The sequence below is a fragment of the Rhodoferax sp. TS-BS-61-7 genome (assembly GCF_002943465.1).
Taxonomy (GTDB): Bacteria; Pseudomonadota; Gammaproteobacteria; order Burkholderiales; family Burkholderiaceae_C; genus Allorhodoferax.
The window spans coordinates 43,981-70,163 of sequence record NZ_PTQY01000005.1; the positions used below are offsets into that span (position 1 = coordinate 43,981).

Below are 26,183 nucleotides of genomic sequence, written 5' to 3' on the forward strand. Positions count from 1 at the left end.
TGTTTTCCCCGTGCTTCAACACTTAATTACAGGAGAGACAAATGAAGCTTTCTAAACTCGTTCTCGCAACAGTCGCGCTGGCCTCCGGGCTGGCGGCTGGCCAGGCCATGGCCCAGGCCAAGGAGCAGTTCATTCCCGTGTTGTCCTATCGTACCGGGCCGTATGCGCCCAACGGTGTGCCATGGGCCAACGGGTATGTGGACTACATCAAGCTGACCAACGCGCGCGGTGGTATCAATGGTGTGAAGTTCTCGTTTGAAGAATGCGAGACCGGTTACGACACGGCCCGCAGCGTCGAGTGTTACGAGCGCCTGAAGGGCAAAAACGGCGGCGCCTCGTTTGTGCAGCCGCTGTCTACGGGCGCTACGTTTGCCATTACCGAGAAGGCTCCGGCCGACAAGATTTCGGTGGTGACCGTCGGTTATGGCCGCAGCGAAAGCGCAGACGGCACGGTGTTCAAGTGGAACTTCCCCATCGCCGGTACTTACTGGGTGGCGGCAGACGCCATCCTGCAGGCCATCGCCAAGAAGGAAGGCGGATTTGACAAGCTCAAGGGCAAGAAAATTTCGCTGGTCTACCACGACAGCCCGTTTGGCAAAGAGCCCATTCCGCTGCTGCAGGAGCGTGCGGCCATGCACGGCTTCACGCTGACGCTGCTGCCCGTGACAGCACCCGGCGTGGAGCAAAAAGCCACCTGGCTGCAGGTGCGCCAGAACCGCCCAGACTTTGTCGTCCTGTGGGGCTGGGGCATTATGAACAGCACCGCCATCAAAGAAGCGCAAGCCACCGGTTACCCGCGCGAGAAGATGTATGGCGTGTGGTGGGCCGGCGCTGAGCCGGACGTGAAAGACGTGGCCGACGGTGCCAAGGGTTACAACGCAGTGACCATGCAACACGGCGCCGAACCCAACTCCAAGTTGGTGAAAGACGTGATGGCCATGGTGCACAGCAAGGGCCAAGGCACCGGACCCAAGGAAGAAGTGGGCCAGGTGCTCTACATGCGGGGTGCCATGAGCGCCATGCTGGCCATTGAAGGTGTGCGTTCTGCGCAAGACCGCTTTGGCAAGGGCAAGGTCATGACCGGCGAACAAGTGCGCTGGGGCCTGGAAAACCTGAATCTGACCCAGCCCAAGCTGGACGCCCTGGGCTTTGCTGGCGTGATGCGCCCCATCAGCACCTCGTGTGTGGACCACATGGGCGCCTCCTGGGCCCGTATCCATACCTGGGATGGCAAGGCCTGGCAGTTCACGTCTGACTGGCTGCAGGGTGATGAGCAAATCATCAAACCCCTGGTCAAGAGCACGGCCGCCAAGTACGCCACCGAGAAGAAGCTGACACCACGCACTCCCGCAGATTGCCAGAGCTAATAGATTGGCGGCCCGCAAGGGCTGCCAATCGACAGGCTTGTGCTGCAGGCCTGTCGATTGGTAAAGGCAAACCTATGGACGCGAAAAACATTGTTCTCAACGTGAATGGCATCGAGGTCATTTACAACCACGTCATCCTGGTGCTCAAGGGCGTGTCGCTGCAGGTGCCCGAGGGCGGCATCGTCGCCATCTTGGGCGGCAACGGTGCAGGCAAGACCACCACCTTGCGCGCGGTGTCCAATCTGCTTGCCGGTGAGCGCGGCGCGGTGACCAAAGGCAGCATCGAGCTACGCGGCGAGCGCATCGAGAACCTGAGCCCGGCGGACCTGGTGCAGCGCGGTGTGGTGCAGGTGATGGAAGGGCGGCATTGTTTTGCCCACCTGACGATTGAAGAAAACCTGTTGACCGGCGGCTACACGCGCAAGAGCAAGGCCGAGGTGGCGGCGAACCTGGAGAAGGTCTACGCCTACTTTCCGCGCCTCAAGACCCGCCGCACCAGCCAGGCGGCCTACACCTCCGGCGGCGAGCAGCAGATGTGCGCCATTGGCCGTGCGCTGATGGCCAACCCCAGCATGGTGCTGCTGGATGAGCCGTCCATGGGGCTGGCGCCGCAGATCGTTGAAGAAGTGTTCGAGATTGTGAAAGACCTGAACGCCAAGGAACGTGTGACCTTTTTGCTGGCCGAGCAAAACACCAATATGGCGCTCAAGTACGCCGACTACGGCTACATCATGGAAAGCGGCCGGGTCGTGATGGACGGTGCGGCCGAGGACCTGCGCACCAATGAGGACGTGAAAGAGTTCTACCTGGGTGTGGGCGGCGGCGAGCGCAAGAGCTTCAAGGACGTGAAAAGTTACAAACGCCGCAAACGCTGGCTGGCCTGACTTGCTATGGTTTTAGTAGCTGTTTGCGCATATTCCACGTGGGCTAGAGCCCTAAAACACCCTTAAACCCCTCGGCAGACCACCATGACCCGACCCTACGACGCCCTGGAAACCCGCTCCCCCGACGCCCGCGAAGCCGCGCTGATGGCGGCCCTGCCCGCGCAGGTGGCCTATGCCCAGCGCCAGGCCCCGGCCTTCGCCCGCATTCTGGACGGTGTGGATGCCACGCAGGTGGTGGACCGCGCCGCGCTGGCCCGGCTGCCCGTCACACGCAAGTCGGAGTTGCAGGCCCTGCAGCAGGCCGCACGGGCCGAAGGCGGCAGCGTGTTTGGTGGCTTCAGCGCGCTGGGGTTTGGCGCCGCCATGCCACGTGTGTTTGCCAGCCCGGGGCCGATCTATGAACCCGAAGGTACGGGCCAGGACTATTGGCGCATGGCACGCGCTATCTATGCCGCGGGCTTTCGACCGGGCGAGTTGATCCACAACAGTTTCAGTTACCACTTTGTGCCGGCCGGCTCGATGATGGAAACCGGCGCCCACGCGCTGGGTTGCACTGTGTTCCCCGGCGGCACTGGCCAGACCGAGCAGCAGGTGCAAGCCATGCGCGAGCTGCAGCCCGCGGGTTACATCGGCACGCCCAGTTTTCTGAAGATCATTCTGGAAAAAGCGGCCGAGATGGGCGTGACCATTCCCAGCGTGACCAAGGCCATGTTTGGCGGCGAGGCGTTTCCGCCCAGCTTGCGCGACTGGTTCAGCGCCCAGGGCGTGGACGGTTATCAGTGTTACGCCACGGCCGACCTGGGCCTGATTGCCTACGAGACCACGGCCCGCGAGGGCCTGGTGCTGGACGAAGGCGTGGTGGTGGAAATTGTGCGCCCCGGGACCGGCGATCCGGTGGCGGAAGGCGAAGTGGGCGAGGTGGTGGTGACCACTCTAAGCGCAGGCTACCCGCTGGTGCGTTTTGGCACGGGGGATTTGTCGGCCGTGCTGGCCGGGCCGTGCCCGACGGGCCGCACCAACACCCGCATCAAGGGCTGGATGGGCCGGGCCGACCAGACCACCAAGGTGCGTGGCATGTTTGTGCACCCCAAACAAGTAGACGAGATTGCCAAACGTTTCCCCGAAGTAGGCCGCGCCCGGCTGGTGGTGAGCGGTGAGATGGCCAGCGACGCCATGGCCTTGCACATCGAGGTGTTGGGCAGCCCGGACGGGCTGGCCAGCCGGGTGGGCGAGGCGATTCGGGACGTGACTAAGCTGCGCGGTGACGTGGTGCTGGTGGCGCCCGGCAGCCTGCCCAACGACGGCAAGGTGATCGAGGATGCCCGCAGCTATCGCTAGGGCAGCGGTTGCAGTGCAAGCACCGATAAGGGTTTTCCCGAGCTGTTGAACACCACAGTTACCAAGCGGTGCAGGCGTGGATAACCTTCGTTCGGCGCATTCTAGATTTCACATCTTTAATACCCCTGCCCACTAGGTGCTTTCCGCATGACAGCGGGCAGTGGTGCAAGCTAGACTGCACACATTAACTAGGAGACTGACCCATGAAAAAACTACTCGTCGTTGTGGCCGCAATGGCTGCTGTTGGTGCCCAGGCACAAGACTTCCCGTCCAAGCCCATTTCCATCGTGGTGCCCTTCGCTGCAGGCGGTCCTACCGACCGTGTGGCCCGTGACCTGGCCGAAGCCATGCGCAAGCCCCTGGGCGGCGTGAGCATCATCATCGACAACGTGGCCGGCGCCGGCAGCTCCATCGGTTCCAACAAGGTGGCCAAGGCCGCTCCCGATGGTTACACCCTGCTGGTGAACCACATCGCCATGGGCACCATGCCTTCGCTGTTGCGCAACATGCCGTTCAAGGTCGAGTCTGACTTTGAGTACGTGGGCATGATCAACGACGTGCCCATGACCCTGATTGGCCGCCCCACGCTGCCCGCCCAGAACTACAAAGACCTGAGCGGCTGGATTGCGCAGAACAAGGGCAAGATCAACCTGGGTAACGCCGGCATCGGTTCTGCCTCCCACCTGTGTGGTTTGCTGTTCCAGAACGCCGTGGCCACCGACATGACCACCATCCCCTACAAGGGCACGGCCCCCGCCATGACCGACCTGATGGGCGGCCAGATTGACCTGATGTGTGACCAGACCACCAACACCACACAGCAGATCGAAGGCAAAAAGGTCATTGCCTATGCCGTGACCACCGCCAAGCCCCTGACCACCCCCGCCCTCAAGAGCCTGCCCACGTTGCAAGACTCTGGCCTGAAGGGTTTTGAAGTCACCATCTGGCACGGAATTTATGCCCCCAAGGGCACCCCCGCCGACGTGTTGACCAAGCTGAACGCCGCCTTGAAGACCGCTTTGAAGGACCCCGAGTTCATCAAGAAACAAGAGGCTTTGGGCGCTGTGGTGATTACCGACAAACGTGTTGAGCCGGCGGAACACAAGAAATTTGTGGCTGCTGAAATCGCCAAGTGGAGCCCTGTGATCAAGGCCGCGGGCGTCTACGCCGACTAAGCCCCCGTCTTTTAGCCCCGTCTGGGGCTGAGACCCTCCATCGTCTGGTGGCGCCTAGGTGCCCCAGACGATTTCTTTTTGGGCCTTCAGGCTGCGTTGCAGCATGTCCAGCAAGGGCGTGGCGCGCTGGCGCAGCGAGATACCGGCTACCTGGGTGTCCTCGCCGTTCGCCTGTGCGTCGCGTGCGGCCTGGGCGCGCTGGGCGTCTTCGGCGGCAATCGCCGCTTCCAGTGCCGCTTTGGCAGCCGGCATGTCCTCAGGCAAGAGGATGCCTCTGGCCGGGGCCCCTTCCTCGAACTTGCCCCAGATCTGCAGGATCTGGCGACCATTGGGTTCGAGCATGATGACGTCGCTGGTGACCTTGGATTTGAACTTGTAGAGCATGGCGATGGACCCCGGTTTTATGGTGCAATGTGCCCACCCTTTTACCCCAAACACAAATCACCCGAGGAGCAGCACCGTGGCAGACCTTCACCTTCTTCGCGAACACAGCCTGGGCCTGGCCGGTGCCCGCAAAATTGCCTTCGAGTGGGCCGAGCAGGTGGAGCAGGAGTTCGACATGGAATGTGTCTACACCGAAGGCAAGACCGAAGACGAGGTGAGTTTCAAGCGCTCGGGTGTGAACGGCACCTTGTTGGTGACCCAAGACCAGTTCGAGCTGAACGCCAAGTTGGGCTTTCTGCTGGGCGCATTCAAGGACAAGATCGAGGCCGAAATTGTCAAGAATCTGGACCAGTTGCTGGCCCCCAAGGCCGCCAAGCCCAAAGCAGCGGCGAAAAAAAAGTAGCGTAAAACGCTACTTTTTTGATAGCTGCTTGCGCAGTAGCTATGCGGGCTAGGGCCTGATTTAGCTCAAAGATTCGATCAGATCGATGTATTGCTGCATCGCCTCGTCGTTGCTGATGCCCTTGAAGCCATTCCAGGCATCCCACTTGGCGCGGCCCACCATGTCGGCAAAGCCGGGTTTCTTTTCGGCGTTGTCGCCGGCGGTGGCTTGTTTGTAGAGCGCATAGATCTTGAGCAGGGTGCCGTTGTCGGGGCGCTCGCTCAGGTTTTTGGAATTTGCAACGGCGGCTTCAAAAGCGGCTTTCAGGTCGGCCATGGTGTTCTCCATTGATGGTTACCCGCGTATCTTACGGTGCGTTTTCACTGCAGAATAGGCAAGCACCCCCAACCCCTGTTCAGCCCGGAGAATCCATGGTCACCCGAGTTCTTGCCAAAGATGTTGCCCAGAAGGCGAAACGCCAGACCCAGAAGGCCGCACGTGTAGTGCAAAAAAACGTGACCGATGCGGTGGTGGGCTCCTTGGGTCTGCATGGCGAACGCATGAGCAAGGTGGACACCGCCTGGCTGCGCATGGACTCGGCCGCCAACCTGATGATGATTGTGGGCGTGTGGGTGATCCACCCCAAGCTCAAGCTGGCCGACCTGCAACTGCGCGTGGAAGAGCGTCTGCTCAAGTACCCGCGTTTTGTGCAGTGCGCCGTGGAAGACGGGGCGGGTGCCACCTGGGTGAAAGACCCGGCCTTCGATATTCGCAACCACCTGGTGACTGAGACCTTGGCCAAAAAACCGGTCGGCCGCGAGCAAGAGGCCTTGCAGGACCGCTTGGCCCAGCTGACCATGGAGCCACTGGACAAGCAGCACCCGCTGTGGCAATTCCATTTGGTGGAGGACTACAAAGGGGGCTCCGCTCTGATGGTGCGTATCCACCATTGCATTGCCGATGGCATTGCCCTGATCTCGGTGACCCAGTCGCTGGTGGATGGCGGCGCACCGCCGCCCCAGCGTACGCCGCGCGAGGCCCGCGCCGATGGGCTGGAGGGCGCTGAAGAGTGGATTGCCAATGCCTTGCTTAAACCCTTCACCAGCATGACGGTCAAGGCCCTGGGCGCCGCGGGTGAGGGCGCAGCCCGGTCCATGGGCCTGCTGATGGAGCCGCAAAAAGGCATGGAGCAGGGCATGCACAACTCGGTGGATGCCGCCAAGATGGCCTACCAGGTGGTGAGCGACCTGGCCGCGCTGGCCTTGATGCCCGACGACTCGCCGACCCGCCTGAAGGGCATGCCTGGCAACCGCAAACGCGTGGCCTGGTGCCCGCCGATTCCGCTGGAAGAGGTGAAGGCCGTGGGCAAAGCGCTGAACTGTTCGATCAACGATGTGTTGCTGAGCTGTGTGGCCGGCGCCATTGGGGAGTACCTGAAAGAGCAGGGCGAGGTGGTCACGGGCAAGGAGATTCGCGCCATGGTGCCGGTGAACCTGCGGCCCATGGAGCAGGCCTACAAGCTGGGCAACCAGTTTGGCCTGGCTCCGTTGGTGCTGCCGATTGGTGTGGAGAACCCGGTGGAGCGTGTCTACGAGGTGCGTGCCCGCATGCGGGGGCTCAAGGGCAGCATGCAGCCCTTGCTGGCCTTTGGCCTGCTGGCGGTGGCGGGTTTGTTGATCAAGCCGGCGCAGGACGCTCTGCTGAACCTGTTCTCCAAAAAAACCACGGCCGTGATGACCAATGTGCCGGGGCCGCGCGAGAAGCTCAAGATTTGCGGATCCACCATCGAGGAAACTCTGTTCTGGGTGCCCCAAAGCGGCTCCGTGGGACTGGGTGTGTCCATATTGAGCTACGGTGGTGGTGTGCAGTTTGGCGTGGTGTCGGACGCCAAGCTGTGCCCGGATCCGCAGAAAATCATCGACCAGTTTGAGCCCGAGTTTGCCAAGCTCTCCATGCTCACGCTGATGTTGCCCTGGGGCGAATAAGCCCCTTGCGGGCTGAGGCCGGGCTCAGGTGCTGAGTTCGGCCTGTACGCGGGCCACGCCCAGGTGTTCCATGGCGTCCATGGGATGCACGCTGGCGGCCGCATCAAACAGGCGTTGGGCCTCGGCCATGCGCGCCTCACCTTCCAGCATCAGCAAGGCCTTGCCGTACTCGGTGAGCGCAATGGCGGCCTGGGGGATGCGGGCCATGCCTTCGGCAAACAGGCTCAGTGCGGTTTCCCGTTTGGCGCCATAGGTGAGCTGCCCGATCAGGGCGCCCACCTTGTCAATGACTTCGGCATGGAATGCGGCCAGTGCGATGTAGGCGTCGGCGTGTTCGGGCTGCAGGGCCAAGGTGGTTTCAAACGCCGTTTTGACCTTGGCACCCATGCCCTTGGCCAGGGCCTTGGCCACACTCACGCCCTGGCTGTAGCGCCCCAGCGCGTAGCCATGCAGGTAGTGGGCATTGGCGCAGTCGGGGGTTTGCGCGGCCAGGGCTTCGCAGCGTTTGGCCACGTCCATGAACAGGTCCAGGCGTGTTTTCTCGCCGGGTTCCAGATAGTCCGCGTAGATCAGGCGCGCCTTGTTGGCGACGATGGCACCTGCCACCCCCAGTGCGTCGCCCGCAAGGGCCGCGGCCTGGAATTCGCCGCGGTGGTAGAGCACCCAGGCATCCAGCACCCGTGGGTCGCTGGGCAGGGGCTCCTGGTCCCCACGGTGCAGCACCGCCCATTGCGCGCGCAGGCCCGTGGCATCAAACGGGTGCTGCTCGGGGTGGGGGAAGGCGGTCCAGGTGGTCATGGCGCGTCAAGGGCTGGTGTAAGCCCCTGCCAGGGTGAGCAGGTGGGTGCGTTGCTGGGGCTCCAGGTAGGGCACCAGCAGGTTGAGCACATGGTGGGCCCCGCGCATCAGTGCGGCCTGGGCGCTGGCCGGCTCCAGTGCGTTGCGCGGGTCGCGCACGTATTCAAAACTCAGCCAGTAGGTGAGCACCACCACCATGCTGGTGGCGGTGGGTTCCATCTCGCGCGCGTCCATGCGCAGCGCGCCCGAGCGCGCCATGCTCTCTAGCAGGGCGCGGATGGAGCGGGTCTTGTTTTTCAGCACGCTCTGGAAATGGGTCTCCAGGCGGCGATTTTTGCTCAGCAGGTCGTTGAGGTCGCGGTACAAAAAGCGGTACTGCCAGATCAGCTCGAACAGGGTGTGCATGAAGAACCAGGCGTCTTCCACATCACGCACGTTGTCGCTGGCGTTGAGCACTTCGTTGAGCGAGCGCTCGTAGCGGTCAAACAACGAGTTGATCAGCTCGTCTTTGGCCGGGTAGTGGTAGTAGAGGTTGCCGGGGCTGATGCCCAGTTCGGCCGAAATCAGCGTGGTGGAGACGTTGGGTTCACCAAAGCGGTTGAACAGTTCCAGCGTGACTTCGAGAATCCGTTCGGCGGTGCGGCGAGGGGCTTTTTTGACCATCGGGTGCCTTCAGTGCAGGGCCTTGGCGGCAGTGGGTGCGGCCACCAGGTGGCCCAGATCGTCCATCAGCTCTTGCAGAGAGGCAATCGCGCGGCCGAGTTCGGTCGGGGCCTTCTTGGGCAGGCACAGGTGGCGTTTGGGGTCGTCCAGGGCCGCATGGTTGAGGCTGATGCCGTGACGGGCCAGTTTGGCGGAGAGGCCGGTTTGGCGTGAGCGCAGCATCTGGCGGGTCTGCTGGTAGGCGTGCTCGGCCAGGTGGCGACGCTGCGCATAACTGAAGGTGTTGGCCAGGTACAACTCGGGGTCGCGGTGGTCGGGCTCGATCCAGATGATGTCGGTGTCGGGGTAGGCGTGTTCGTAGTGTTTCATGCCCAGTTCCATGCGCGAGTGGATCATGGAGCGGAAAGTCTGGCTCAGCACGGCCGGCAGGCCACCGTCCACAATACGCGGGATTTTGCGTTTCTCTTGCGGCACACCGCGCTGCATCACCTTGTCGAACTGCGGAGCGGTGGCGTCAAAGGGCACCAGCGGGTTCAGACAGATCATCAGGTCGATTCCCTCCTCCAGAGCCACCGAGGCATGCATGGTCTTTTTGAGGGCGCCATCCACGTAGTACTGGTCCTCAATTTCGACCGGGGGGAACAGCCCCGGCAGGGCCGAACTGGCCTGCACGGCCTGGGAGATGGGGATGTGGTCAAACCCGGGGCGCCCAAAGGGGGCTGCCTCGCCACTGTCCAGGTTGGTGGCCACCAGCGTGAGCCGGGTTTTTAGCTGGCGGAAATCGTTGGTGCGACCTTCCTGGCTGAACAGGCGTGCTAGCTGGGTATTCACTTGCGCGTTGGAGAACACGCCGGTGGGCAAGCCCGGGCTCAGGCGCTCCAGCGCGCGCAGCAGGGAGCTGCGGCCACTGACTACTTGCCAGGCCACTTGCAGTGCCAAGCCCGGCAGCATGATGCCGCGGCGTGCAAATTCACCGTAGGCCGGCTCCATGAGCCAAGAGGGGTCAAAGGTGTCGGACGGGGTGCTGTCGTTTTCGATGAAGGACGCACACATGTCCCGTGGCGTGAGGCCGTTGGCCAGGGCCGCTGCAATAAAACCACCGGCCGACACACCGATGTAGTGGTGCAGTTGGTTGAAGTTCAGGCCTTGCAGCGATTCCTCCAGCGCGCACATGGCGCCGACCTCGTAAATCGCCCCCAAGGGACCACCTCCGGCCAGTGCAAGCGCAATCTTGGGGGCGGTATTTTTATGTACGGTCATGGTCTGAAAGTGTAGATGCGAGTGCACCTTGTTTTTGTTGCGTTGCAGCAGTGGTGATGGCGCGCAAAAAAGGGCGCCGAAGCGCCCTGGTGGTTAGCGTGCCAGCACCGGTATCAAACTGGTGTTGCAGGTGTTTCTGCTGCGCCGGGGGCTGCTGGTTTGGCAGCGGGTGTGACGCGTTTGGCGACGGCCTTTTTGGCAGGTGCGGCCGCTTTCTTGGCGGGCGCTTTCGCGGTCTTTTTGGCTGCGGGAGCTGCGGCCTTCTTGGCGGCTGGTTTCTTGGCCGGCTGTGCAGCGGGCGCTTTGGCCGCGGCAGGTGCCTTGGTGGACAGCTTTTGCACGGCCTTGTTCAGTTCGTCGATGCGGGCGATCAGGGCAGCGACGTCCTTGGCGGAGGGCACGCCCAGCTTGTTCAGGGCCTTGGCCACGCGCTCTTCAAAGATGTTTTCCAGTTTGTCCCACTGGCCAGAGGCCTTGGTGGAGATGTCCGTGGCCATGGTGGACATCTTGGATGTGGCTTCTGAGATCTTCTCTTCTGCGGCGGCCTGTGTCTTGCGCTGGATGCTCACGCCTTCCTTGACCAGGGATTCAAAGGCCTTGCTGCCCTCGGCCTGTGCTCGGGTGAAGGCACCCAGGCCGGCTTGCCAGATCTGCTGGGCAGAGTCTTTGACAGAGCCGGAGAGGTGGATGCCAGCTGCCTTGGTTGGCTTGTTTTTTTGCAGTTTCTTGACCATGGGTGCTCCTGAGAATGTGTCGGATGGGTAACTTTAGCCGAGACTCTAAGCGCAGAGGCGCCGCCTGTGTAGGTGGGCCTAACTAACAGTGTGTGTTTGCGGGTTTACGATGAACGGGATGGCTTGTAAAGTCGGTCAGAATGGTTTGATTATTTGGAGTATGTATGCAGTACTTTGTGACGGGAGCCACCGGCTTTATTGGCAAGCGCCTTGTAAAAAAACTACTGGAGCGCAAGGGCGCGGTGGTGCACTTTCTCCTTCGCAAGGAGAGTGAGGGCAAAGTTGCTGACTTGCGTGAGTTTTGGGGCCTGAAAGATGCCAAGGGCGCTGCGCGTGCGGTGCCGGTGTTTGGTGACCTGACTTCCAAGAAGCTGGGTGTGGCTGGTGATGTGGTCAAGGCCTTGAAAGGCAACGTAGACCACTTCTACCACTTGGCTGCGGTGTATGACCTGGGCGCGGATGAGGAGTCGCAGATTGCAGTGAACATTGAGGGCACACGCAATACGGTGGATTTTGCCAAGGCGATTGATGCCGGGCATTTTCACCATGTGTCGTCCATCGCCGCAGCGGGCTTGTACGAAGGTGTCTTCCGCGAAGACATGTTTGAAGAGGCCGAGAACTACGACCACCCCTACTTCATGACCAAGCACGAGAGCGAAAAAATCGTGCGCAAGGACTGCAAGGTGCCCTGGTCGGTGTACCGCCCCGCCATGGTGGTGGGTGACAGCCAGACTGGCGAGATGGACAAGATCGACGGTCCGTATTACTTCTTTAAGCTGATTCAGCGCATGCGCCAGCTGCTACCGCCTTGGATGCCGGCCATTGGCCTGGAAGGTGGGCGCATCAACATCGTGCCGGTGGACTTTGTGGTGGATGCGCTGGACACCATCAGCCACAAGGCCGGTATTTCCAAAAAGTGTTATCACTTGGTGGACCCCGTGGGTTACCGCGTGGGTGATGTGCTGGACATCTTCAGCAAGGCCGCCCATGCGCCCAAGATGAATGTGTTTGTGAATGCGGCGCTGTTGGGCTTTATCCCGCGCAGCGTCACCAAAAGCCTGATGGCGCTGGCGCCCGTGCGCCGCGTGCGCAATGCGATCATGAAGGACCTGAGCCTGCCCGAAGACATGCTCACGTTTGTGAACTACCCTACGCGTTTTGACTGCCGGGACACGCAGGCCATGCTTAAAGGCAGTGGGGTGGAGTGCCCCAACCTGAAGGACTACGCCTGGCGCCTGTGGGATTACTGGGAACGCCACCTCGATCCCGATCTGCACATCGACCGAAGCCTGCGTGGCACCGTGGGGGGTAAGGTGGTCTTGATTACCGGTGGATCGTCCGGCATCGGCTTGGCCGCAGCGCACAAGTTTGCCGAAGCGGGCGCCACCACCATCATTTGTGGCCGCGATGTCGACAAGCTGGAAGAGGCATGCAAGGAGGCCAAGGCCAAGGGCTACAACTTTGTTGCGTACCCGGCTGACATTGCCGACATGGCCGATTGCGACCGTTTCGTGCAGGTGCTGATTGAGAACCACGGTGGTGTGGACTTCCTGATCAACAACGCAGGCCGCTCCATCCGCCGCGCGATTGAGTCGAGCTACGACCGCTTCCACGACTACGAACGCACCATGCAGCTCAATTATTTTGGCTGCTTGCGCGTGACCATGGGATTGTTGCCCGGTATGGTGACGAAAAAGAAGGGCCACGTGGTCAACATCAGCTCCATCGGTGTGCTGACCAACGCCCCGCGTTTTAGCGCCTATGTCGCGTCAAAAGCCGCACTCGATGCCTGGACCCGTTGCGCGTCCAGCGAGTTTGCCGACCAGGGCATTAGCTTTACGACCATCAACATGCCATTGGTGCGCACCCCCATGATTGCACCCACGGGCATCTACAACAACGTGCCTACGCTGTCACCCGAGCAAGCCGCCGATATGGTGGCCGACGCCTGCATCAGCAAGCCCGTACGCATTGCCACCCGCTTAGGCATCACTGGCCAGGTGCTGCATGCCTTGGTGCCCCGCATCGCCCAGATCGCCATGAATACAAGCTTCCGCATGTTCCCGGATTCATCGGCTGCCAAGGGCGCGAAGCCCGGGGAAAAGCCGAAGTTGTCGGCGGAGGCGATTGCTATGCAGCAGATGATGCGGGGGATACATTTCTGATGCGAGATATATGTGCCGGTGGAATAACCCCCTTGAAATAACGGGGAGCTTGGCAGAGGCTAGTTGGTACTCAAAACCAATTCTCATGAAGCCTGAGTCGGCCTAAGCGCAGGTGAATTAAGCTCACGGCACACTCAATTCGCGGCCAGTTGTGTGCATGTCGATATGTCTTGCGTTGATGTGCGAAAATAAAGTTGCTCTAATCGAGTCTTCGTTTCTTTATACGAGCGTATTTCTTGATGCGCCAGCGGGCGGAGCTTTCTTTGTTGATTGGCTTAGTGCTGGTCGATGTCGGATGACTCCAGGAGTCTCTATGAATAAATACGAGTAACTTGCGTCAAGTGACTTCTAATCTATCTATAACAGTTCTTCTTAGAGATCTATGGAGGCATATTTCTCCAATCCGTAGACGTCAGCTTGTATTGCTGCTGGCACTAATGTTCTTTGCTTCCTTACTTGAGGTTGTCTCAATTGGAGCGGTTTTGCCATTCCTTGGTGCCTTGGCTGCTCCGGATTTGGTCTTCTCTCACGCTTTGATACAGCCATTAATTCAAAAAATCGGTGTTGATTCTCCCGATCAAATTCTATTTCCTTTGGCCGTCTTGTTTGGATCTGCGGTTCTGGTTGCCGGGTTTGTGCGGTTATTGCTTTTGTGGGCTACGACTAGATTGTCATTCGCCACGGGAGCCGACTTAAGTGGGCAGGTTTATGAAAAAACTTTGTATCAACCATACTCCGTACATATCGAATTAAACAGTAGTGACTTGATTGGAGCCATTACTGGCAAGTCAAATGGCATTGTTTATACTACGATTCTTCCTGTTTTGAATTTGTGTAGTGCATTTCTGATGCTGGTAGCAATCCTTGCAGTTTTACTGGTAATTGATCCTATAGTTGCACTAATAGCTTTTTCTGGTTTTAGTATTGTTTATTTGTTACTTGTTTTTTTAACCAAGGGGCGACTGAAACGAAATAGTGTGAGCATCGCTCGTCAATCAACAAAAGTGATAAAAATATTGCAAGAGGGACTTGGGGGGATTCGAGACGTATTGATAGATGGAAGTCAAGGTATCTACACCAAAGCATACAGGCAGGCAGACAGTGATTTGCGCCATGCACAAGGGGATAGTCTTTTTATTGGCCAAAGCCCCCGTTATGGTATGGAGGTATTTGGCATGCTAGTAATTATTGCGCTTGCATATTTCCTTGCTTCAAAATCTGGAGGGGTGGGTGGCGCCATTCCTGTCTTGGGTGCACTAGCCCTGGGTGCGCAACGCTTGCTTCCTGTGCTTCAGCAGGCGTACGTTTCATGGTCTAGCATAAGAGGTGGGCAGGCCTCGCTCCAAGATACTTTGAATTTACTGAATCAACCTATGCCAGTATATGCCTCTCAAAAAGAGAGTGTGCCACTCACTTTTGTAGATTCCATTTGGTTGCGCGATGTCGGGTTTCGTCATGCGCAGCAAAATGACTGGATTTTTCGAAATGTTAGTTTAAAAATCCCTAAGGGGAGTCGCGTTGGTTTGGTCGGAAAAACCGGGAGTGGAAAGAGCACTTTGGTAGATATTGTCACTGGATTGCTATCTCCCTCAGAAGGTGCGATCCATGTGGATGGCCAGCAGATTATTGAGAGTAATCAGCGATCTTGGCAGGCGCGCGTTGCGCATGTTCCGCAGAATATTTTTTTGTCGGATGCCTCTATTAAGGAGAACATCGCTTTCGGCGTTTCCCGGGGAGGCATTGATGTAGATAGGCTCAGGTATGCTGTGGCAAAGGCGCAGTTGACGGAGTTTGTAGATTCTTTGCCCCTCAAATACGATACTATGGTCGGCGAGCGGGGTGTGCGTCTTTCTGGCGGTCAGCGTCAACGCATCGGAATTGCCCGAGCGCTTTACAAGCGAGCTGATGTCATTATATTTGATGAGGCGACTAGTGCACTGGATATGGTGACAGAAGAGGCTGTAATGCGGTCGATTGACGATCTCGATAAAGACTTGACAATCTTCATCATTGCGCATCGAGTGACTACTTTGAAGAATTGCACACTTATTGTTCGAGTGGGGGGTAGTGGCGTCGAACATGTGGATGTTAATCAACATATTAATGTCTAATTAATAATTTGAAATTAAGAAAGTTTTGCATATGTTAAGTAATGCCTCTATTCTCATTACCGGTGGCACGGGCTCTTTTGGGGGGACATTTATCCCGATGACACTCGAAAAATACAATCCGAAGCGATTGGTAATTTATTCGAGGGATGAGATGAAGCAGTGGGAAATGGCTCAGAAATTCGCCGGCGACGATCGGGTTTCTTTTATTATTGGTGATGTTCGCGATAAACATCGGTTGGCACGATCCTTGGACGGTATTGATTATGTAGTGCATGCAGCCGCAACTAAAATTGTGCCGACTGCAGAATACAACCCTTTCGAATGCGTTAAGACCAACATCGATGGTGCAATGAATCTAATTGATGCATGTATCGATCATGGCATTAAAAAGGTCGTCGCACTTTCTACAGATAAGGCGAGCAATCCAATTAATTTGTATGGTGCCACGAAGCTTGCTTCGGATAAGCTCTTTGTAGCTGGCAATTCATATGCGGGAACACATGCGACTAGATTCTCTGTAGTCAGATACGGGAATGTAATGGGCTCACGGGGGTCCGTCATTCCGTTCTTTCGGTCATTGATGCAATCCGGAGTTCTTCCAATTACAGACCCGCGGATGACGCGATTCATGATCACGTTAGAGCAAGGCGTGGAGTTAGTCTGGCACGCATTGGATGACATGTTAGGGGGGGAGATTTATGTGAAGAAAATCCCGTCCATGACTATTCTTGATATAGCCCAAGCTGTAGCACCAGATGCTGAGCACAAGATAATAGGTGTTCGCCCGGGTGAGAAGTTACATGAACAGATGATTGGTGCTGAGGATGCGCCACATACTTTTGAATACTTGGATCACTACAAAATTCTTCCGATGATACATAAGTGGTCTACTGATCCAATGCGTATTAAGAATGGAACGCGAGTGCCTGAAGATTTTACTTATACCTCATGCAACAATCCCGATTGGATGTCCGTTGCCGCACTTCAGAATTGGGTTGAACTCAATGCGGGGAAGATTGGTGCTATTTAATGCAATGCACACATTCTTTGAATTAATTTGACGGAGTGTTAGAGGTTGCTTTGAGTGGTTGCTGATCCATCGGCGATATGAAAAAAAAACGAATTCTCATTACTGGTGGCAGCGGATTGCTTGGGCTCAACTGGGCATGTTTGTTGCGAGAAACCTGGGATGTCGTGCTTGGCACACATCGGCAAGAGGTATGCCTCAGTGGGGTAACAACCGTTCCTCTCGCCTTAACAAATACTGAGCTATTGACTCGCCAATTGGCTGCGATGGCACCCGATGTAATCATTCATGCAGCTGGAATGACTAGTGTCGATGAGTGCGAGATTCGGCATGAAGAGGCAAAACGCGTCAATGTAGAACTCTCTGGGTACATCGCCACGGCTGCAGCTGTTTTGGGGATTGAACTAGTTCACATCTCTACGGACCATCTCTTTCAAGGTCAACACAGTTTTATTGTTGAATCAGAGCCGGTATCGCCTTTAAATTATTATGGCTTTACTAAGGCAATGGCCGAGGAGCGAGTGCAGGCGGTCAACCCTTCCGCATTAATTATTCGAACCAATTTTTTTGGTTGGGGACATGTAAATAGACAGTCGTTTAGTGACTGGCTTATTTACAACCTTCGTGCAGGGGTTCCACTCACTTTATTCGACGACGTTTTTTTCACTCCAATTTTGGCCGATTCATTGGCCATTGCAGTACATAAACTACTGGAGAAGAAAGCTGTAGGTATATTTAATGTTGTGGGCGATGAACGAATTTCAAAGTACGAGTTTGCTGTGAAGCTTTCTCAGCATTTCGCACTTCCCGAGAAACTAATTCGGCGCAATCAAATTGTTCGCGCAGAGCTCTTGGCAGCGCGTCCACGTGACATGTCTTTATCTAATAAAAAAGTACAACTAGTATTGGATGGTGGTCTTGGCACTGTAGACGATTTTTTGATTGCACTACGACAGCAAGAGTTGGATGGGCGGCGTGTAGAGCTTTACGGTGCGGTGAGCGAGTATATGAAACGGACGATATCGTGAACATAATTTCTTATGGGCGACAGCATATTGATGACGAGGATATCCAAGCAGTCGTTGATTGCCTGCGCAGCAATGCCCTGACGCAGGGACCCATGGTTGCTCAATTTGAGCAAGCTGTCGCCGACTATGTAGGCGCGCGTTATGCGGTGGCGGTATCAAGCGGGACGGCTGGTCTGCACATGGCTGCGTTGGCCGCCGGCGTAGGCCCCGGCAATGCGCTCCTGACCTCTCCCATCACTTTTGTGGCGACCTCGAACGCTGCGGTGTACGCGGGCGGGACGCCGCTGTTCGCCGACGTGGATGCGGATACCGTCAACATTTCTCCCGCAGCCATCGAAAAGAAACTGGCGGAGCACCCCGAGATAAGGGTTATAAGCCCCGTGCATTTTTCGGGTCTGCCATGCGACATGGAAGCAATCAAGAATATGGCCGATGGGGCCGGCGCGGTGATCGTGGAGGACGCTGCCCACGCCCTGGGTTCGCGTTATGCCGACGGTTCGCCAGTGGGCAACTGCAAGTACTCGCTGATGACCGTCTTTTCCTTCCATCCCGTGAAGTCCATCACCACCGGGGAAGGCGGGTTGATCACCACCAACGATGAGGAGACATACCGTAAGCTGCTGCGCTTGCGCAGCCACGGCATTAACAAGGAAGTGGACACCTACCAGCTGCCGGAGAACGCGCAGACCGATGGCGTTCCCAATCCCTGGTACCACGAGATGCAGGAGCTGGGCTTTCATTACCGGATCACCGACATCCAATGCGCGCTCGGCGTGTCGCAAATGAAAAAGCTCGACACCTTTGTTTCGCGCCGGCGCGCGCTCGCCAAGCGCTACGACGCGGCCTTTGCCGGTTCAAAGTTGATCAAACCCGCCCAGACGGCAGGCCGCGACTGCAGCGCGCACCACCTTTACCCGGTGCGTATCGACTTTGCCGCAGCGGGCACCACTCGAGCGGTGTGTATGGGTGAGCTGCGCCAGCGCGGCTTGATCGCGCAGGTCCACTACATCCCCGTGACCATGCAGCCTTTTTACCAGCGGCTGGGCAGCGTCAACGCTGACTATCCGCAGGCCAACGCCTACTACGCCCAAGCGCTGAGCCTGCCGCTGTACGTCGATTTGACCGACGCGCAACAGGACTCGGTCATCGCCTTATTGCTGGAGGTGCTTGGATGAAACTGGCGCTCGGCACCGTCCAGTTTGGCTTAGCCTACGGTATCGCCAACCCGCAGCCACAGATTTCGTTTGCGGAGTCGAAGGCCGTTGTCGATTACGCAGCAGCTCAAGGCATGACCGTTCTGGACACTGCGATGGGCTATGGCGAAAGTGAAGCCCGGCTCGGCGAAATTGGCGTCGATGCGTGGAAGGTCATTTCCAAACTTCCGGAAGTGCCGGATGGGGGAAATGCAGCAGCCTGGATCAACAGTGCGGTGAAGTCATCGCTTGAAAAACTAAAAATTGACTCACTGTACGGCTTGCTTCTTCATCGTCCGGCCCAGCTTCTTGGCGGCAATGGCACGGAAATCTATGCCGCCTTGCAGCGCCTGAAGGCCGACGGCCTAGTGGAGAAAATAGGTGTCTCGATTTACCAGCCGTCCGAGCTTGAGGGCGTTTTCTCCGTCGGGGAGTTTGACTTGGTTCAGTCGCCACTCAGCGTGCTGGATAGACGTCTCATTACATCGGGCTGGCTTGATCGGTTAGCAGATCGTGGAGTGGAGGTCCACGCCCGCTCCGTTTTTCTTCAAGGGCTTCTGTTGATGTCGGCGGATCAACGGCCTGGAAAGTTTGCCCGCTGGGCCGGCCTATGGGATTGTTACCATGCGTGGGTCGCGGCCAGCGGCTTGTCGCCGCTAGAGGCCAATCTAGCCTATGTGTCGGCGATTCCCGAGGTTCAGCATGTAGTAGTCGGCGTGAATGGCCTGATCCACATTAAGGAGATACTCAGCGCGCGAACAGATAATGGCCCAGACTGGTCAACGGACTTGGCCACCGAAGATGAAGAACTTCTCAACCCGCTTGCTTGGCTACAGCTCTAATGAATTTATCAGACACGTTGAATGACATACGGCTTGAAAGGATGCGGCGCCTTATGGGCTTGCTGGAACCAGATCCGCATGCGCTCGTATTGTGGAAACGTGCCATGGCCGCCCTACATGACGACGCGGAACGGAGCCGGCTTGCCCATGCCTTCCGGTTCGCCAAGGGACTCAAATACCACCATGTCGGCCTGACAAGCGACATCTATTTTTCGCATCCGCTGAGGGTCGCGGCCCTGGCGATACTGATTTCGGGCGCGCGTGATGCCGGGACTGGCGTACTTGCGGTTTTGCACAATGTCCTGGAGGTGTCCGACGTGTCCGTGGACATACTGTCGGAGACTTTCGGCAGCGACATATCAAACCAGATAGAAACGCTGACTGTTGACCGGGACGTTCAATGGGACAAAACTTACAAAGAGGGCTACTACGGCGGGTTGGTGGCTGGTCCACTATCTGTACGTGTCGTGAAAATCGTCGACAAGCTCGACAACCTTTTCGTGCTGGGTCTCAATCCCGACGCATCCGTGAGGGAAAAGTACCTCGCGGAGATAGAGGATTTTGTTCTCCCCATGACGGAGGCATCGTTGCCCTCGCTGACTGCCTATATGCGGAATCTGGTCCAGGATTGCCATTCAACCGGATTCATCGAACGCCCAGCCGCTACTAACCTGAAAGAAGAAACATGAATCTGGGTATTGACGGCCGTGTGGCCATCGTCTGTGGTGCCAGCAAGGGAATGGGCTTTGCCAGCGCGAAAGCCCTGGCACTGCATCGTGCGAAGGTCCTCATGGTTGCGCGTGACCCATCCGCGCTGGAGGCCGCCGCCAAGGCAATCGCGGCCGAAGGCGGAGTGGTTGAGGCCTATGCGGGTGATGTACGCAATCCCGACCTCGCGCAGCTTGCCGTTGATCGCTGCAACGCATTGTGGGGTCCGGTCGACATCCTCGTCAACAACGCCGGCGGCCCTCCCATGGGCTCGTTCCTGGAGCATGACGGCAAGGCGTGGGAGACGGCGATCCAGACCAATCTCCTGAGCGTAGTGCGCTTTTGCAAAGCGGTTGCTCCCGACATGAAGTCGAGGAACTGGGGACGCATCATTTCCATTACGTCCACCGTTGCAAAGGAGCCGTCGCCCGCGATGGTCTTGTCCGCAACCACCAGGGCAGGCGTCTCCGCATTTTCCAAGACGCTGGCCATCGAACTAGCCCAGTTCAATATCTCCGTGAACGTCATATGCCCAGGCGGCGTTCTGACGGACCGCCTTGTGAGTCTGCTGCTAGCAAGGGCCAATCGCGAGAAAAGGGAATACCAGGAAGTTCTGCAGGAGAGTCTGGCATCCATCCCCGCCAAACGGTTTGCTGAGCCAGAGGAAATTGCCGACGTGATTCTTTTCCTGGCCTCCGAAAGGGGCGGATACGTGAACGGCGTCAGTCTTTCCGTTGATGGCGCACTGACGAAAGCGTATACCTAAAGTGCTGTTCCAGCCGGATTTGTTTTCCATGTCGCGGCCCGGATGGGTCAAGCTGGACCTTGCCCAAATATCTGCGCTGGATGAAGTTTTGTCCCGGCTTCCGAAAGCTCTTCTTCCTTTGCAAGGCGACCCGGAACAGTCCGATGCACTTGGCATCAATTCAAAAAATTTTCGGCTAAACACTGCCAGAGGCGTCTTCGTGCTCAAGCGATGGTCAGACCAAGCTAGCCCCTTGGAGATTAGCAACACATTGTCCATAATGGCTTGGTTGGTGTCCCAGCAATTGCCTGTACCTGCACCAGTCGCACTGCAGGGGGACAGTTTCGCTCTTTCAGTGGGGTCTGGCAGGTGGAGTCTATTTCCGTTTGTGGAAGGCGCTTATTTTTCCGGTGCAGACGATGAGCTCCATTCTGCGGCGGAAGCTACTGGCAGCCTCATGGAAACTTTGTTGCCGCTTCCTGCTGGTTGTCTACCCACTAAGGGGCCCGCGCATTTGACGGTTGCGGATGGAGCGATTTTGGCTCGTATGAAGAGTGCTTTCCGCACTTGGGATGCTTTGTTGGGTGAGGACCTTGCCGCACTTCTTGCTCTATCGTGGCCCTTGATAATTTCTGAGTGGGAAAGCCTGAGTGTCACCAGGCTGCCAAGCAGCCGAATCCAAGCGGCACATTTTGATCTACACCCCCACAACCTGCTTGTAACAGACAGCAGGGTTGTAGCAGTGCTGGATTTTGAGGCATGTAAAGTGATGCCGGTTGGTTTTGCACTGGGCTTTGCTGCGCTCAAACAGTGTCGGCAGGCGATGTCGCTAAGTGGTTTGCCGACTAACCCACGCTTTGTCGGTTCACTTTACGCAGATCATTTGTTGCGTACCTGCCCTGGCGCGCGAGAGTGGGTGCCGCATTTTGGTGATTTTGCGGTTGCTGAGGTATTGAGACGAATCTGCAGCATATTGCGCCTCAATCTTGAGAATGGCGAGAAAAAATGGAACAAGGTGCTGGTGGTTCAACTCAGTCATCTTGGGGAGGCGCGGGCGCTCTTTAATTAAAATCAATATTGATGAAGAGTGAAAATTAGTGAGATCTTGCAAGCCCAACATGCAGGGTAATGTCGGATATGCCTGCCGCCGCACACTTGAGATCTGGACACTAAACTTCCTACTTCAGTGAACTGGCTTATTTCGGAATACAGAGAGAAATTCTGGAAATACGTCAAAAGGAGAAAAACTTGGAAAATGCAAATGAATACATCGAGCGGAACGAGGGCGCCGAACTCGGTTCCGGCCAGAAACTCTGGAAGCGCGCCAAGAAGCTGATTCCCGGGGGGAACATGCTGCTTTCCAAAAGAGCGGAAATGTTTTTACCGGATCAATGGCCCGCGTATTTCAGTAAGGCAAAAGGCTGCAAGGTGTGGGACCTCGACGGCAAAGAGTACATCGACATGTGCATCATGGGCATAGGTACCAATACTTTGGGTTATGGCAACCCAGAAGTAGATGGCGCAGTGCTGGCTGCTGTGGATGCGGGAAACATGTCTACATTCAACTGCCCCGAGGAAGTCTACCTCGCCGAAAAATTGGTTGAAATTCACCCGTGGGCAGACATGGTGAGGTTTGCGCGCTCAGGCGGCGAAGCCAATGCCATCGCGATCCGCATCGCACGTGCCGCCTCGGGCAAGGACAAAGTCGCTATCTGCGGTTATCACGGCTGGCACGACTGGTACCTGGCCGCCAACCTCGGCGACGGCAACCACCTGGCCGGCCATTTGCTGCCGGGCCTCGATCCCAAGGGTGTGCCCCAGAGCCTGCGCGGCACGGTCTACCCGTTCAACTACAACAACTACGCCGAGCTCGAAGAGATCGTCAACAACAACGACATTGGCGTTATCAAGATGGAGGTCATGCGCAATAAGGGCCCCGAGGACAACTTCCTGCAGCGCGTGCGTGACCTGGCGACCAAGCGCGGAATCGTGTTGATCTTCGACGAATGCACCTCGGGCTTTCGCCAGACTTTCGGCGGCATTCACAAAATGTACGGTGTCGAACCCGACATGGCCATGTTCGGCAAGGCGCTGGGCAACGGCTATGCGATGACCGCCACCATCGGCCGCCGTGAAATCATGGAAAGTGCGCAGTCCACCTTTATCAGTAGCACCTTCTGGACCGAGCGCATCGGCCCGACCGCGGCGCTGAAAACTCTGGAAGTCATGGAGCGTGAGAAGTCCTGGGAACGCATCACCGAGACCGGCACCGGCATCATGGCGGGCTGGCAGGCGCTCGCGAAGAAGCATGGCTTGACGGTCAATGTGGCCGGTTTGCCGTCGATCGCCAGTTTCGGCTTTGACGGCCCCAACGCGCTGGCCTACAAGACCCTGATTACGCAGGAAATGCTGGGCAAGGGCTACCTCGCCAGCAACCTGATCTTCTCCAGTCTTGCACATACGCCCGACGTGGTCGACGGCTATTTCAACGCGCTGGATCCGATCTTCAGCCTGATCAAGGAGTGCGAGCAGGGGCGTGATGTGATGTCGCTGCTCAAGGGCCCGATTTGCCATGCCGGCTTCAAGCGGCTGAACTGAAAAACTGCGAACGTTGGGCATGCAAACCGATCTGGCCTCCCTGCACATCCTCTTCGTCACCGTCGCCAGTCAGGCGATCGGTTTCGGACATCTGAGCCGTTGCCTCGCGCTGGCGGCTCATGCGCAAAAGCGCCATGCCGATATCGGTTTTCTGGTGTTTGGCGGCGATGCCGCGGAAGATCGCATCAAGGGGGCCGGCTTTGCCTGCATCCGGCTCGATGAGTCGGCCCTGAACGCCGGCCATTGGCCGCAAACCGCGCACCTGCGTGCGGATGCGGTGATGGCCGACATGATTTTCCCGGGCTTCGACCGCGTTTGCCGCGATGTCGAAGGACTGTTCGGGCGCCTGCGCGGCTTGGGCCGCCTGCTGACGGCCATTGACGTGTTGGGCGAAGCTTCATTGGCGCGGCGTTTCCCCGAAGTGCCCGTCGATCTGCTCGTGAGCCCCTACGTGGCGACGCCTGTGGAAACGTCCGGGCGCCGCTGGCGCTTTATCGAAGGCGCGCGTTACGCGCTGCTTTCTCCCGACTATGCCGGCTTGCCGGCGCGCACCCAGCGTAACAGCGCCAGCCGGGTGCTGGTCAGTTGCGGCGGCAGCGACCCGAAGGGTTACACTGCCGAGGTTTTGAGGGGGCTGGAGCGCCTGACGCGACGGATCGAGGTCCGTGTCGTGATAGGGCCGCTGTTCGGCGCCGCGCTGCGGCAGCAAATACAAGTGCTGGTGGACGAGTCCCGGCATGCGGTCACCCCGGTGAAGGTGGCGTCCTCGCTGCGGCATGACATGCTGTGGTGCGACATGGCGATAGGCGCGAACGGGCTCACCAAGTACGAGCTGGCGGCGACCGCGACGCCGTCGCTGTTGTTTTCCATCGACGCGCATCACGAAGAGGTCAATCGCCCATTCGCGGCGAAGAAGACGGCGGCTCACCTCGGCATCGGCATATCGGCCGAGACCGTGAGCCGGGAAGCCGAAAGATTGTTGAGCGATGTCGTCTTGCGCAGCGAAATGGCGGCGCGCGGCAGTGCATTGGTGGATGGGGTGGGCGCACAACGCCTGTTTGACGAAATAAAGAAGGAGTTGCTTTGTTAAAGAACGAGTTGAAGATTGCCGGAACACCGGTTGGCGGCGCAGCAGCCCCGTATGTGATCGCAGAGATCGGGTCGAATTTCGACAAGAACCTGGACAAGGCGCGCAAGCTCATCGACGTGGCCGCCGAGGCTGGCGCCAATGCCGTCAAGTTCCAGTTGTTCCGCGCCGACTTCCTGTACCCGAACGGCGGCGAACTCCACGACATATTCAAGTCTATCGAACTGGACCCCGAGTGGGTGCCGATTCTCGAGAAACATGCGCGTGACCAGGGCCTGCAATTCCTGGCTTCCGCCTTCGACCTGAAATCCGTCGACGTGCTCGAAGCCGTCAACACGCCGGCCCACAAGGTGGCGTCGTCGGAAACCACCAACCTCGGATTCCTGCACAAGTTGGCTTCGACCGGCAAGCCCGTGATCATCTCGACCGGCATGTGCGACATGGTCGATGTCGAGGAAGCCGTCAACGCCTGCCTGGGCACCGGTAACGACCAGATCGTCCTGCTGCAGTGCGGTGCGATGTATCCCTTGCCCAACGAGCTGGTCAACCTGCGTGTGATTCAGTCGCTGGCGCAGCGCTTCAATTGCCCGGTTGGTTTCTCCGACCACACCCTGGGCCTGACCGCAGCGATCGCCGCGGTCGGTCTCGGTGCGACGGTCTTCGAGAAGCACTACACCCTGGACAAGAAGGGCGCCGGCCCGGACCACTTCTACGCGCTGGAGCCGCACGAGCTGAAAGCCTATGTCACCGGCGTGCGGGAAGCGCACGAAGCGCTCGGCTCCAGCGAGAAGCGGATGCTGCCCAAGGAGCGCGAACTCGGCCGCCGCGAGGGTCTGTATCTGGCGCGAAACATGGCCGCAGGCGAAACGATAAGCGCCGCCGATATCGTCATCAAGCGCCCGGCAGTCGGCCTGCGCGCCCGTTACGCGGCGGCTGTCGTTGGTGCCAAGCTGACCCGTGCGGCGGACAAAGACCTGCCGCTGGACTGGAGTGTCCTGACTTTCGGTGGTGCAAAATGAGTAACACGAATCGCGCCACCGATGAGTGGAATAAGGAAATTCATCGGCAAAAGCATCAGCACAAATACCCGAAGTGGCCCAACGAGGTGATGCTTAAGCTCCTTTTCGGTGGCAGCAATTATTTGAAGTCCCCATTCAAGCCGGAGCCTTCATGGCGTGTGCTTGATGTAGGCTGCGGCTTTGCAAATAACCTCGTGCCCTTCGCCGACATCGGCTGCGAATGCCATGGCGTGGACCTGCACCCTGAAATGGCGGCCACGGTCCAGGAGATCATGGACGAGCGCGGCTACAAGACCAAAATCCAGGCCGGCAGCAACCGCGCCTTGCCGTATCCCGACGCGCACTTCGATCTGCTGTTATCGGTGAACACGCTGCACTACGAGGGCAGCGAGGAAAACTTCCTGGCGGCGCTGAAGGAATTCCGCCGCGTCCTGAAGCCGGGCGGCGGCGTCTACATCTCCACCGTGGGTCCCGAGCACGAGATCTACCGGCGCGCCGAGATGTTGGGCGACCATCGTTACCGAATCCGCGACTTCGACTTCCGCAACGGCGAAGAGTTTTTCTTTTGCGATTCCGAACGCTATCTGCAGCATTATTGCGAGCAGGTGTTCGAGACCGTGGAAACCGGTCGCTCGACCGAGAAACTGATGAAGCTGCCGCTCGATTTTCTGATTGCGCTGTGCCGTTGAA

At 57.9% G+C, this 26,183-nt stretch carries 25 protein-coding genes; 19 read left to right on the forward strand and 6 right to left on the reverse strand.

Annotated features, from left to right (window positions below):
• Positions 1 to 41: 41 nt before the first annotated feature.
• The 4 genes from C5F53_RS13910 to C5F53_RS13925 all read left to right on the forward strand — a co-directional run bounded on the left by C5F53_RS13910 (position 42) and on the right by C5F53_RS13925 (position 4,764).
• Positions 42 to 1,367: an ABC transporter substrate-binding protein gene (locus C5F53_RS13910; protein ID WP_105261993.1), complete on the forward strand. Its 1,326-nt coding sequence runs from the start codon at positions 42 to 44 to the stop codon at positions 1,365 to 1,367.
• 74 nt (positions 1,368 to 1,441) lie between these two features.
• Positions 1,442 to 2,251: an ABC transporter ATP-binding protein gene (locus C5F53_RS13915; RefSeq protein WP_105261994.1), complete on the forward strand. Its 810-nt coding sequence runs from the start codon at positions 1,442 to 1,444 to the stop codon at positions 2,249 to 2,251.
• 84 nt (positions 2,252 to 2,335) lie between these two features.
• The gene (locus C5F53_RS13920) at positions 2,336 to 3,589 is read left to right on the forward strand and encodes a phenylacetate--CoA ligase family protein (protein WP_105261995.1); all 1,254 of its coding nucleotides are present in this window, start codon (positions 2,336 to 2,338) and stop codon (positions 3,587 to 3,589) included.
• Positions 3,590 to 3,792: 203 nt separating this feature from the next.
• A complete protein-coding gene (locus C5F53_RS13925) occupies positions 3,793 to 4,764 on the forward strand; it encodes a tripartite tricarboxylate transporter substrate-binding protein (protein WP_105261996.1) in 972 nt (323 codons plus the stop codon).
• A 54-nt stretch (positions 4,765 to 4,818) separates the two neighbouring features.
• Here the strand turns inward: C5F53_RS13925 and C5F53_RS13930 are convergent, their stop codons facing one another.
• Positions 4,819 to 5,148, reverse strand: a complete 330-nt coding sequence (locus C5F53_RS13930; RefSeq protein ID WP_105261997.1) for a DUF1840 domain-containing protein — start codon at positions 5,146 to 5,148, stop codon at positions 4,819 to 4,821.
• A gap of 76 nt (positions 5,149 to 5,224) precedes the next feature.
• Between C5F53_RS13930 and C5F53_RS13935 the strand changes: the two genes are divergently transcribed.
• Positions 5,225 to 5,551, forward strand: a complete 327-nt coding sequence (locus C5F53_RS13935; protein WP_105261998.1) for a polyhydroxyalkanoic acid system family protein — start codon at positions 5,225 to 5,227, stop codon at positions 5,549 to 5,551.
• 60 nt (positions 5,552 to 5,611) lie between these two features.
• Here the strand turns inward: C5F53_RS13935 and C5F53_RS13940 are convergent, their stop codons facing one another.
• The gene (locus tag C5F53_RS13940; RefSeq protein ID WP_105262257.1) at positions 5,612 to 5,866 is read right to left on the reverse strand and encodes an acyl-CoA-binding protein; all 255 of its coding nucleotides are present in this window, start codon (positions 5,864 to 5,866) and stop codon (positions 5,612 to 5,614) included.
• A gap of 95 nt (positions 5,867 to 5,961) precedes the next feature.
• Here C5F53_RS13940 and C5F53_RS13945 point away from each other — a divergent pair, with 95 nt between their 5' ends.
• Positions 5,962 to 7,515, forward strand: a complete 1,554-nt coding sequence (locus C5F53_RS13945) for a wax ester/triacylglycerol synthase family O-acyltransferase (RefSeq protein ID WP_105261999.1) — start codon at positions 5,962 to 5,964, stop codon at positions 7,513 to 7,515.
• 24 nt (positions 7,516 to 7,539) lie between these two features.
• Here C5F53_RS13945 and C5F53_RS13950 read toward each other — a convergent pair whose 3' ends face one another.
• From C5F53_RS13950 to C5F53_RS13965, 4 genes are all read right to left on the reverse strand, one after another.
• Positions 7,540 to 8,313 carry a hypothetical protein gene (locus C5F53_RS13950; RefSeq protein ID WP_105262000.1) on the reverse strand — a complete coding sequence of 258 codons (774 nt, stop codon included), beginning with the start codon at positions 8,311 to 8,313 and terminating at the stop codon, positions 7,540 to 7,542.
• 6 nt (positions 8,314 to 8,319) lie between these two features.
• On the reverse strand, positions 8,320 to 8,976 hold the full coding sequence (locus tag C5F53_RS13955) for a TetR/AcrR family transcriptional regulator (RefSeq protein ID WP_094481862.1): 657 nt from the start codon (positions 8,974 to 8,976) through the stop codon (positions 8,320 to 8,322).
• Between the two features lie 9 nt (positions 8,977 to 8,985).
• Entirely contained in the window at positions 8,986 to 10,236 is a 1,251-nt protein-coding gene (locus tag C5F53_RS13960) for a patatin-like phospholipase family protein (protein ID WP_105262001.1), read from the reverse strand.
• A gap of 113 nt (positions 10,237 to 10,349) precedes the next feature.
• A complete protein-coding gene (locus tag C5F53_RS13965; RefSeq protein ID WP_105262002.1) occupies positions 10,350 to 10,970 on the reverse strand; it encodes a phasin family protein in 621 nt (206 codons plus the stop codon).
• Positions 10,971 to 11,134: 164 nt separating this feature from the next.
• Between C5F53_RS13965 and C5F53_RS13970 the strand changes: the two genes are divergently transcribed.
• The 13 genes from C5F53_RS13970 (at position 11,135) to C5F53_RS14030 (ending at position 26,182) form a co-directional block, all read left to right on the forward strand.
• On the forward strand, positions 11,135 to 13,135 hold the full coding sequence (locus tag C5F53_RS13970; protein WP_105262003.1) for an SDR family oxidoreductase: 2,001 nt from the start codon (positions 11,135 to 11,137) through the stop codon (positions 13,133 to 13,135).
• A gap of 437 nt (positions 13,136 to 13,572) precedes the next feature.
• Positions 13,573 to 15,246: an ABC transporter ATP-binding protein gene (locus tag C5F53_RS13975; RefSeq protein WP_105262004.1), complete on the forward strand. Its 1,674-nt coding sequence runs from the start codon at positions 13,573 to 13,575 to the stop codon at positions 15,244 to 15,246.
• 31 nt (positions 15,247 to 15,277) lie between these two features.
• Positions 15,278 to 16,276, forward strand: a complete 999-nt coding sequence (gene pseB, locus C5F53_RS13980; RefSeq protein ID WP_105262005.1) for a UDP-N-acetylglucosamine 4,6-dehydratase (inverting) — start codon at positions 15,278 to 15,280, stop codon at positions 16,274 to 16,276.
• A 77-nt stretch (positions 16,277 to 16,353) separates the two neighbouring features.
• Entirely contained in the window at positions 16,354 to 17,301 is a 948-nt protein-coding gene (locus C5F53_RS13985) for an SDR family oxidoreductase (protein WP_105262006.1), read from the forward strand.
• Positions 17,298 to 18,476 carry a UDP-4-amino-4,6-dideoxy-N-acetyl-beta-L-altrosamine transaminase gene (gene pseC / locus C5F53_RS13990; protein WP_236635374.1) on the forward strand — a complete coding sequence of 393 codons (1,179 nt, stop codon included), beginning with the start codon at positions 17,298 to 17,300 and terminating at the stop codon, positions 18,474 to 18,476. The genes C5F53_RS13985 and pseC overlap by 4 nt, the downstream gene beginning before the upstream one ends.
• Positions 18,473 to 19,336: an aldo/keto reductase gene (locus tag C5F53_RS13995; RefSeq protein ID WP_105262007.1), complete on the forward strand. Its 864-nt coding sequence runs from the start codon at positions 18,473 to 18,475 to the stop codon at positions 19,334 to 19,336. The genes pseC and C5F53_RS13995 overlap by 4 nt, the downstream gene beginning before the upstream one ends.
• Complete coding sequence (locus C5F53_RS14000; RefSeq protein WP_105262008.1) at positions 19,336 to 20,025, forward strand: HD domain-containing protein; 690 nt, start codon at positions 19,336 to 19,338, stop codon at positions 20,023 to 20,025. The genes C5F53_RS13995 and C5F53_RS14000 overlap by 1 nt, the downstream gene beginning before the upstream one ends.
• Positions 20,022 to 20,810 carry an SDR family oxidoreductase gene (locus C5F53_RS14005; protein ID WP_105262009.1) on the forward strand — a complete coding sequence of 263 codons (789 nt, stop codon included), beginning with the start codon at positions 20,022 to 20,024 and terminating at the stop codon, positions 20,808 to 20,810. Before C5F53_RS14000 ends, C5F53_RS14005 begins: the two co-directional genes overlap by 4 nt.
• Position 20,811: 1 nt before the next feature.
• On the forward strand, positions 20,812 to 21,858 hold the full coding sequence (locus C5F53_RS14010; protein ID WP_105262010.1) for a phosphotransferase enzyme family protein: 1,047 nt from the start codon (positions 20,812 to 20,814) through the stop codon (positions 21,856 to 21,858).
• Between the two features lie 179 nt (positions 21,859 to 22,037).
• Complete coding sequence (locus tag C5F53_RS14015; protein ID WP_236635375.1) at positions 22,038 to 23,387, forward strand: aminotransferase class III-fold pyridoxal phosphate-dependent enzyme; 1,350 nt, start codon at positions 22,038 to 22,040, stop codon at positions 23,385 to 23,387.
• A gap of 19 nt (positions 23,388 to 23,406) precedes the next feature.
• Positions 23,407 to 24,477 (forward strand): hypothetical protein, encoded by a 1,071-nt coding sequence (locus C5F53_RS14020; protein WP_105262012.1) that lies wholly within the window; start codon positions 23,407 to 23,409, stop codon positions 24,475 to 24,477.
• Positions 24,471 to 25,493, forward strand: a complete 1,023-nt coding sequence (locus C5F53_RS14025; protein ID WP_105262013.1) for an N-acetylneuraminate synthase family protein — start codon at positions 24,471 to 24,473, stop codon at positions 25,491 to 25,493. The genes C5F53_RS14020 and C5F53_RS14025 overlap by 7 nt, the downstream gene beginning before the upstream one ends.
• On the forward strand, positions 25,490 to 26,182 hold the full coding sequence (locus C5F53_RS14030; protein ID WP_105262014.1) for a class I SAM-dependent methyltransferase: 693 nt from the start codon (positions 25,490 to 25,492) through the stop codon (positions 26,180 to 26,182). Before C5F53_RS14025 ends, C5F53_RS14030 begins: the two co-directional genes overlap by 4 nt.
• Position 26,183 lies beyond the last annotated feature (1 nt).